Annotated in this window: 8 protein-coding genes; 6 read left to right on the top strand and 2 right to left on the bottom strand. The window is 72.4% G+C overall.

The genetic code is table 11. The features are described 5' to 3' along the window. Positions 1 to 21 precede the first annotated feature (21 nt). Positions 22 to 693, bottom strand: coding sequence for a hypothetical protein (locus ACFWGZ_RS37050; protein ID WP_382456258.1), 672 nt, complete (start codon positions 691 to 693; stop codon positions 22 to 24). A gap of 10 nt (positions 694 to 703) precedes the next feature. After that, entirely contained in the window at positions 704 to 1,531 is an 828-nt protein-coding gene (locus tag ACFWGZ_RS37045) for a dienelactone hydrolase family protein (RefSeq protein ID WP_382456257.1), read from the bottom strand. 133 nt (positions 1,532 to 1,664) lie between these two features. On the opposite strand from ACFWGZ_RS37045, the gene glmS reads away from it, so the two are divergent. From glmS to ACFWGZ_RS37015, 6 genes are all read left to right on the top strand, one after another. Then, positions 1,665 to 3,524: a glutamine--fructose-6-phosphate transaminase (isomerizing) gene (gene glmS, locus ACFWGZ_RS37040; protein ID WP_382456256.1), complete on the top strand. Its 1,860-nt coding sequence runs from the start codon at positions 1,665 to 1,667 to the stop codon at positions 3,522 to 3,524. Further along, entirely contained in the window at positions 3,525 to 4,907 is a 1,383-nt protein-coding gene (locus ACFWGZ_RS37035) for an NAD(P)H-hydrate dehydratase (protein WP_382456255.1), read from the top strand. Between the two features lie 107 nt (positions 4,908 to 5,014). Next, positions 5,015 to 6,100 (top strand): alanine racemase, encoded by a 1,086-nt coding sequence (gene alr / locus ACFWGZ_RS37030; RefSeq protein WP_382456254.1) that lies wholly within the window; start codon positions 5,015 to 5,017, stop codon positions 6,098 to 6,100. After that, positions 6,097 to 7,194, top strand: a complete 1,098-nt coding sequence (locus tag ACFWGZ_RS37025) for an alpha/beta fold hydrolase (RefSeq protein ID WP_382456253.1) — start codon at positions 6,097 to 6,099, stop codon at positions 7,192 to 7,194. Before alr ends, ACFWGZ_RS37025 begins: the two co-directional genes overlap by 4 nt. Further along, complete coding sequence (tsaE, locus tag ACFWGZ_RS37020) at positions 7,191 to 7,652, top strand: tRNA (adenosine(37)-N6)-threonylcarbamoyltransferase complex ATPase subunit type 1 TsaE (protein WP_382456252.1); 462 nt, start codon at positions 7,191 to 7,193, stop codon at positions 7,650 to 7,652. Before ACFWGZ_RS37025 ends, tsaE begins: the two co-directional genes overlap by 4 nt. 18 nt (positions 7,653 to 7,670) lie before the next feature. Beyond that, entirely contained in the window at positions 7,671 to 8,051 is a 381-nt protein-coding gene (locus ACFWGZ_RS37015; protein WP_382456251.1) for a hypothetical protein, read from the top strand. Positions 8,052 to 8,148: the final 97 nt, after the last annotated feature.

The following is an 8,148-nucleotide window of genomic DNA, read 5'->3' as shown; positions in this document are numbered from 1 at the left end:
ACCCCGGGGGCGTTCCGCTGGCTAGCGCGGCGGTCCGTAGCCGGGAGGCGGCGGCCCCTGCGGCGGTCCGTAGCCCGGCGGCGGCTGCTGCTGGGGGTACTGCTGCGGCGGGAACTGCTGCCCGCCCGTCGGGGGGTGCACACCCTGCGGGTAGCCGGTCTGCGCCTGAGCGGCGGGCTGCAGGGCCTTGGTCACCGGCGGCAGGATGGCCAGCACGCCGACGACGACCGTGAGCGCGGCCGCGATGTACGGCTCGGTCGGCGTGCTCCAGTCGAGCTGCAGGTAGTAGACGATCCGGCACGCCAGGGCGAGCAGCGCCAAGACGGCGGAGCCGGCGACGACGAACGCACCGGGCACCTTGCGCAGCACGATCAGCAGCGCGCCCGCTATCAGCGCCACCGCGGTGAGCAGGTCGAGGACGTTGCCCGCGACGCCCAGCGGCACCAGCAGGTCGCCGTTGCCGCCCGTCTTCGCGAGCCGTGCCGCGGTGCCCTCCGGGTCGACCTCGTGCAGTCGCCTCCCGAGCAGGCCCTTCAGCCCGAGGACGACCCAGAACACGGCGACGCCGACGGCGCCGGCCGCGACCGCGACGGCCATCCCGAAGCTGCCGCCCCTCGGCTGGGTCGGCGGCGGACCCCACTGCTGCTGCGGCTGGTTCTGGTGCCAGCCCTGGTTCTGCGCTCCCGGCATCACGCCGAGCAACCTAGCGGGTGCGCAGCGCTTCCCGCTGGAAGACGAGGGTCGCGGACTTCAGGTCGCTGTCGAGCAGGTCGTCGTAGGCGCGTTCACCGGTCAGCACGCGCAGCAGGAACGCCGTCACGAACGCGCGGCCGAGCTTGTGCGACCCGCGCTCGGAGCTGCCGTCGAGCATGAGCTCGCTCCAGTGCCTGCCCTCGGTGAAGCCGAGGTGCGAAGCCCTGGGCAGCAACCGGAACTGCACCGGTCCGCCCCACGCCTGGGCGATCGCCTCGGAGTGGCCGACGGGCGGCGCGATGCGGTCCTCGCCCGCCGCGAGGTGCAGGCCGGGCGCGCGGACCTCGCGGGCCGCGTCGAGGGCGGACGGGCGCGTCTCCGTTGCGGCCAAAGTCACAACGGCGCGGATGCTGTCCTTTGAGGACGCGGCCAGCACCGCGGCGCCGCCACCCATCGAGTGCCCGGCGAGCGCGAGCTTGGCCGGGTCGACGCTGATCTCGCCCTCGCCCAGCCGGACCCCGGTGCAGACGTCGAGCGTGGTCAGGAGGTTCGCGGCGAGCACCCGCGACGACAGCAGCGGCCCGCGTTCGACGGCGGGCGCGGCGGCGACCAGGCCCCACGACGCCAGGTGCCGCAAAAGGCCGTGGTAGCGGCGAACCGGCTGCATCCAGCCGTGCCCGAACGCGACGGCGGGCAGCCCGAGACCGGTCCGCGGCGTGAACACCACTCCCGGCAGGCCGACGAGCGCGAGGTCGCCGCGCAGCACGGGGTGCGGACCGGGCCTGCTGAGCTGCTCGAGGGCCTGTTTCGCGGTCAGCGTGATCACGCGGCGAGCCATGGGTGAACCGTAGTCGATCCCGTCGCCGGGACCACACCTGAGATTGGTCTACACCACATGTGTCGCTGACCTGCGGTGATGTACCACTCTCACTCATTAGGGTTAGCGGCGTGGTCTAGCTAGTCTGTTTTGCGTGTGCGGAATCGTGGGATACGTGGGTCACCAGTCGGCGCTGGACGTCGTGCTGGACGGGCTGAGGCGGCTCGAGTACCGGGGTTACGACTCGGCAGGCGTCGCGGTCGTGGCGGGCGACGACCTCGCCGTCGAACGCAAGGCGGGTCGCCTGCAGAACCTGGAGGCGAGGCTCGACGAGGTGGGCCGCGACAGCTTCGCGGGCACCGTCGGCATGGGCCACACGCGGTGGGCGACGCACGGCGCGCCGATCGACAGGAACTCGCACCCGCACCGCGACGCGTCCAGCCGCGTCGCCGTGGTGCACAACGGCATCATCGAGAACTTCATCGCCCTGCGCACCGAGCTCGAGGGCCTCGGCGTCGAGATGGCGTCCGACACCGACAGCGAGACGGTCGCGCACCTCGTGGCGTTCGCCTACGCCGACGGCGACACGAAGGGCGACCTGCCCGCCAGCGTGCGCAAGGTCGCCCGCCGGCTCGAGGGCGCGTTCACGCTCGTGATCACGCACGCCGACGAGCCGGACCAGGTCGTCGCCGCGCGCCGCAACTCGCCGCTGGTCGTCGGGGTCGGCGAGAACGAGTACTTCGTCGCGAGCGACGTCGCCGCGTTCATCGCGCACACCAAGGAAGCCGTCGAGCTGGGCCAGGACCAGATGGTCGTGCTGACCCGCGACGGCTACCAGGTGCTGGACTTCGACGGCGAGCCCGCCGAGGCCAAGCCGTTCACGGTCAACTGGGACCTCAGCGCCGCCGAGAAGGGCGGCCACGAGTACTTCATGCTCAAGGAGATCGAGGAGCAGCCGGAGGCGCTCGCCAACACGCTGCGCGGCCACTTCGCGAACGGCCGGATCGTCCTCGACGAGCAGCGCCTGTCCGACCAGGACCTGCGCGATGTCGACAAGGTCTTCGTCGTCGCCTGCGGCTCGGCCTACCACTCCGGTCTCGTCGCGAAGTACGCGATCGAGCACTGGACCCGCCTGCCCGTCGAGGTCGAGCTCGCCTCCGAGTTCCGCTACCGCGACCCGGTGCTCGACCGCGACACGCTCGTCGTCGCCGTGTCGCAGTCCGGCGAGACCGCGGACACGCTGGAGGCCGTGCGCCACGCCCGCGCGCAGAAGGCCCGCGTGCTGGCCGTCTGCAACACCAACGGCGCGCAGATCCCGCGCGAGTCCGACGCCGTGCTCTACACGCACGCCGGCCCGGAGATCGGGGTCGCGTCGACGAAGGCGTTCCTCGCCCAGATCGCCGCGAACTACCTGGTGGGCCTGGCCCTCGCGCAGGCGCGCGGCACGAAGTACCCGGACGAGGTCGCCCGCGAGTTCCACGAGCTCGAGGCCATGCCCGAGGCCGTGCAGCGCGTGCTCGGCACCATCGACCAGGTCAAGGCCCTGGGCCGGGAGCTGGCCGACTCGAAGGCCGTGCTGTTCCTCGGCCGCCACGTCGGCTACCCGGTGGCCCTCGAGGGCGCGCTCAAGCTCAAGGAGCTCGCCTACATGCACGCCGAGGGCTTCGCGGCGGGCGAGCTCAAGCACGGCCCGATCGCGCTGATCGAGGAGAACCTCCCGGTCGTCGTGGTCATGCCGTCGCCGAAGGGCCGCGCCGTCCTGCACTCGAAGCTGGTGTCGAACATCAGCGAGATCCAGGCCCGCGGTGCCCGCACGATCGTGATCGCCGAGGAGGGCGACGAGACCGTGCGCCCGTTCGCCGACCACCTGATCGAGATCCCGGCCGTGCCGACGCTGCTGCAGCCGCTGATCTCGACCATCCCGCTGCAGGTGCTCGCGGCCGAGATCGCGACCGCCCGCGGCTACGACGTGGACAAGCCTCGCAACCTCGCGAAGTCCGTTACCGTCGAGTGAGTGAGAGGCGTCTGGCACACCGAACGCGTCAAGTCCGCTGAAGAGGAGCTCATGGCGGTCGTCCCGCCGGGCTCGCTGATGCGCAAGGCCGCGTTCGGTGTGGCCACCCACGCCCTCCGGCTCCTGGCCGGGCGTCGCCGCGTGACGTTGCTCGTGGGTGCGGGCAACAACGGCGGCGACGCGCTGTGGGCCGGCTACTTCCTGCGCCGCCGCGGGGTCGCGGTGTCCGCGGTGCTGCTGAACCCGGACAAGGCGCACGCCGGGGGACTGGCCGCGTTCCGCCGCGCCGGTGGGCGGATCGTCTCGTCCGTCGGCACCCCGGACCTCGTCGTCGACGGCATCGTCGGCCTGTCCGCGCGGGGCCCGCTGCGCCCGGACGCGGCCGCGCTCGTCGAGACCGTGACGGCTCCGGTCCTCGCCGTGGACCTGCCGTCCGGCATCGACCCGGACACCGGTGAGATCTCCGGCCCGCACGTGCAGGCGCACACCACCGTCACGTTCGGCTGCCTGAAGCCGGTGCACGCGCTGGCCGACTGCGGCGAGGTGCACCTGGTCGACATCGGCCTGCGGCCGTCCGATCCGGACTTCGTGCTGCTGGACCGCTCCGACATCGCCTGGCCGCTGCCGGGCCCCGCCGACGACAAGTACACCCAGGGCGTCACGGGCGTGGCCGCCGGCAGCTCGACCTACCCCGGCGCCGCGGTGCTCTCGACCGGCGCCGCCGTGCTGGCGACCTCGGGCATGGTCCGCTACGCGGGCCCCGCCGCGGACGCGATCCGCGCCCGCTGGCCCGAGACCGTCTGCACGGGTTCGATCACCGACGCCGGCCGCGTCCAGGCCTGGGTCGTCGGCCCCGGCATGGGCACCGGGACCTCGTCGGCCGAAGTCCTGAAGTTCGTGCTGGACGCCAACGTCCCGGTGGTCGCCGACGCGGACGCCATCACGTTGCTCGCCTCGAACCCGTCGCTGTGGGACGCCCGCGACCCGGACTCGGCGCTGGTGCTGACCCCGCACGACCGCGAGTTCGAACGGCTGGCCGGCCCGGTCGGCCCCGACCGCGTGGCGGCCGCGCGCAAGGCGGCACGGCGCTTCAACGCCGTGGTGCTGCTGAAGGGCCACCGGACCGTCGTGGCGGCGCCGGACGGACGGGCGCTGGTGAACTCGGCGACCTCGTCGTGGCCCGCGACCGCCGGATCGGGTGACGTGCTGTCGGGGATCGTCGGCGCGCTGCTGGCGAGCGGCCTGGACCCGTTCCTGGCGGCCGGCTATGCCGCGCACATGCACGTCCTGGCGGCGGAACTGGCCGCGGACGGCGCCCCGGTGCCCGCCTCGGGGCTGATGAGCGGGATCTCCGACGCGATCCGCGCCGTCACGGGTAGCTAAGTCACCGCGGGGGGGGGCGACGGTCTACGCGTTCGGCGAAACCCGCCCGTCGGTGCGAGTTGCGCCATAGTCCCTGTTCGGGGCTGTTGTGGAACGATGAACAGGTTATGGCCCGTTCAGAAGTTGTCGTCGACCTAGGCGCGCTGCGGCACAACGTCGCCCTGCTCGCCGGCCTCGCCCCGTCCTCGGAGACGATGGCCGTCGTCAAGGCGGACGGCTACGGCCACGGCGCGGTGGAGGTTGCCCGCGCCGCGCTCGAGGCGGGGGCGACCTGGCTCGGTTCCTGCTCCACGCAGGAGGCGCTGGTGCTGCGACAGGCGCGCATCCGGGCGCCGATCCTCGCCTGGCTCGACGCGCCGGACGAGGACCTTGCCGCCGGCATCGCCGCCGACGTCGACATGGGCGTCTCCTCGCTCTCGGACCTGCGGCGGATCGAGGCGGCGGCCGCGGAGGCCGACGCGCGGCCGCGGCTGCACCTGAAGATCGACACCGGGCTGAGCCGCAACGGCTGCCAGCCGCACGACTGGCCGGAGCTCGTCGAGCGGGCGCGCCGGCACGAGGTAGTCGCCATCTGGTCGCACCTCGCGTCCGCGGACGAGATCGGCGACCCGTCCATCGACCTGCAGGCCAAGCGGTTCGACGACGCCTACGAGGTCGCGCGGGCCGCCGGGCTCGACCCGTTGCGACACATCGCGAACTCCGCGGCGCTGCTGACCAGGCCCGACCTGCACTTCGACCTCGTCCGGCCCGGCATCGCGATGTACGGGCTCAACCCCGTGCCGACGGACCACGACCTGCGGCCCGTCATGAGCTTCCGGTCGCGGGTGGCGCTCGCGAAACGCATCCCCGCGGGGGAGTCCGTCTCCTACGGGATGACGTGGACCGCGCAGCAGGACACGACGCTGGCACTGGTGCCGGCGGGGTACGCGGACGGTGTCCCGAGGGCGCTCTCCGGCCGGATGGAGGTGCTCCTGCACGGGAAGCGCCGCCCGGTGGTCGGCCGTGTCTGCATGGACCAGGTGGTCGTGGACTGCGGGGACGACGAGGTCGCGGAGGGCGCGGAGGTCCTGCTGTTCGGCGACGGGAGCCGGGGGGAGCCGACGGCGACGGAGTGGGCGGAGCTGACCGGGACGATCGACTACGAGATCGTCTGCGGGATGTACCGGCCGCGGGTGCGGAGGATCTACACGTGAAACCGGTGTGGAAGGTCGTCGGGTGGGTCGGTGGCGCGGTCGGCGCCGTCGTCGCCGGTGCCGCCGTGGCGCAGACCGCGAAGGTGTCGCACGAGCGCAAGACCGCGTCCGACAGCCTCGCCGAGGAACCGCTCGGGCTGCTGCGGCCCGACCGCGAGTCGACGGTGGCCGCGGAGGACGGCGTGCCGATCTCCGTCGAGGAGGTCGACCCCGCCGACGGCGGCGAGCCGGACATCACCGTCGTGCTGGTGCACGGGTTCGCGCTCGACCGCCGCTGCTGGCACTTCCAGCGCCGCGATCTCGCCGAACTGCTCGACCCGCGCGTCGAGCAGGTGCTCTACGACCAGCGCAGCCACGGCCGGTCCGGCCGGTCGACGGCCGAGAACAGCACGATCGACCAGCTCGCGCTCGACCTCGACTCGGTGATCCGGGCGGTGGCCCCCGAGGGACCGCTCGTGCTCGTCGGGCACTCCATGGGCGGCATGACGATCATGGCGCTGGCCGAGAAGCACCCGGAGCTCTTCGAGGACCGGGTGCGCGGCGTCGCGTTGATCGGCACGGCCGCCGGAGCCGTCGGCGGCGCGGGGCTGCCGAAGTCCGTGCTGTCGCGCTACAACCCGGTGACGCTCGGCGTCGGCCGGCTCGCCGGCGTGCAGCCGGGACTGGTCGAGTGGGTGCGCAAGAGCGCGAAGAGCCTCACCTGGAGCGGCATCCGCATGGGCGCGTTCGGCGACCGCAAGGTCGCGCCGTCCCTCGTGGACCTGATGGAGCAGATGATCAACGGGACGACGGTGAAGGTGCTCACCGAGTTCCTGGAGACCCTCGGCACCCACGACCGCTACAAGGCGCTGGCCGGTCTGCGGCACTGCGAGGTGCTGATCCTGAGCGGCGACGCGGACAAGCTCACGCCGTTCTCGCACGCCGAGCGGATGGCCGAGGAGATGCCGCACGCCACGCTCGTGCGGGCCCCCGGTGCCGGGCACATGGTGATGATGGAGCAGGCTGACCTCGTCAACGACCACCTGGTCGCGCTCGTCGAACGCTGCGCGACCGATCGCGGGGAGAACCGGAAGAAGTGGTGGCGGCGAGCGTGAAGACCGTCGAACTGCCCCTGGTGGAGGACACCGAGGAGTTCGGCCGCAGGCTGGGCGAGGTCGTGCGCGCGGGCGACCTGCTGCTGCTCGCGGGGCCGCTGGGCGCGGGCAAGACGGCGTTCGTGCGCGGTCTCGCGCGGGGCCTGGGCGTGCAGGGCAGGGTGTCCTCGCCGACGTTCGTCGTCGCACGCGTCCACGAGCCCGCCGAGGACGGCCGCGGGATCCGGCTCGTGCACGTCGACGCCTACCGGCTGGGCGGTCAGCTCGACGAGCTCGACGACCTCGACCTCGACACCGACCTGGTCGACGCGGTCGTCGCCGTCGAGTGGGGCGAGGGCGTGGCGGAACGCCTCAACGACGACCACCTGCTGATCCGCCTCGAACGCGGAACGGACGACGTTCGCACGGCGCAGCTCGTCCCGCACGGCGAATGGGCCGCCCGTACCCTGCCGGTGTGACGTTGTCCAGCTCATGAGGTGACGTTCGTCAAGCACGAACGGGTGTCGGCCGATGAGGTCTTCATGATCAAGAAGACGCTCTTCGCGACCGCCGTGATCGGTGGTGCCCTGCTCGCCGCGGCGGCGCCCGCCTCCGCCGGTGCGCACGACCGCGACGGCGGCATCAGCGTCGCCGACAACCTCTGCGCCGCGCCGTGGCAGTGGAACGGGCCGCTGTCCCTGCTGCACGAGGACCACGCCCCCGGCTACGCCGCGTGCAACGACAACAACGGTGCCGGTGACTCCGACATCAGCGTGCTCAACAACACCTGCGTCGCGCCGTGGCAGTGGAACGGCCCGCTCGAGATCTTCACGGACGACCACTCGCCGACCTACGTCGCCTGCAACGGCAACGGGTGAGTTTTCTGTCCCGCCTCCGGCGGGACGGCGAGTTCGCCGGGAAGCCGGTCGTCCGGCCGACTCGCTCACGCCGAAATGGGCTTCGCCGATTTCGGCG

Source organism: Lentzea sp. NPDC060358 (assembly GCF_042725365.1).
Taxonomy (GTDB): Bacteria; Actinomycetota; Actinomycetes; order Mycobacteriales; family Pseudonocardiaceae; genus Lentzea.
This window is presented reverse-complemented; position numbering and strand designations above follow the sequence as displayed.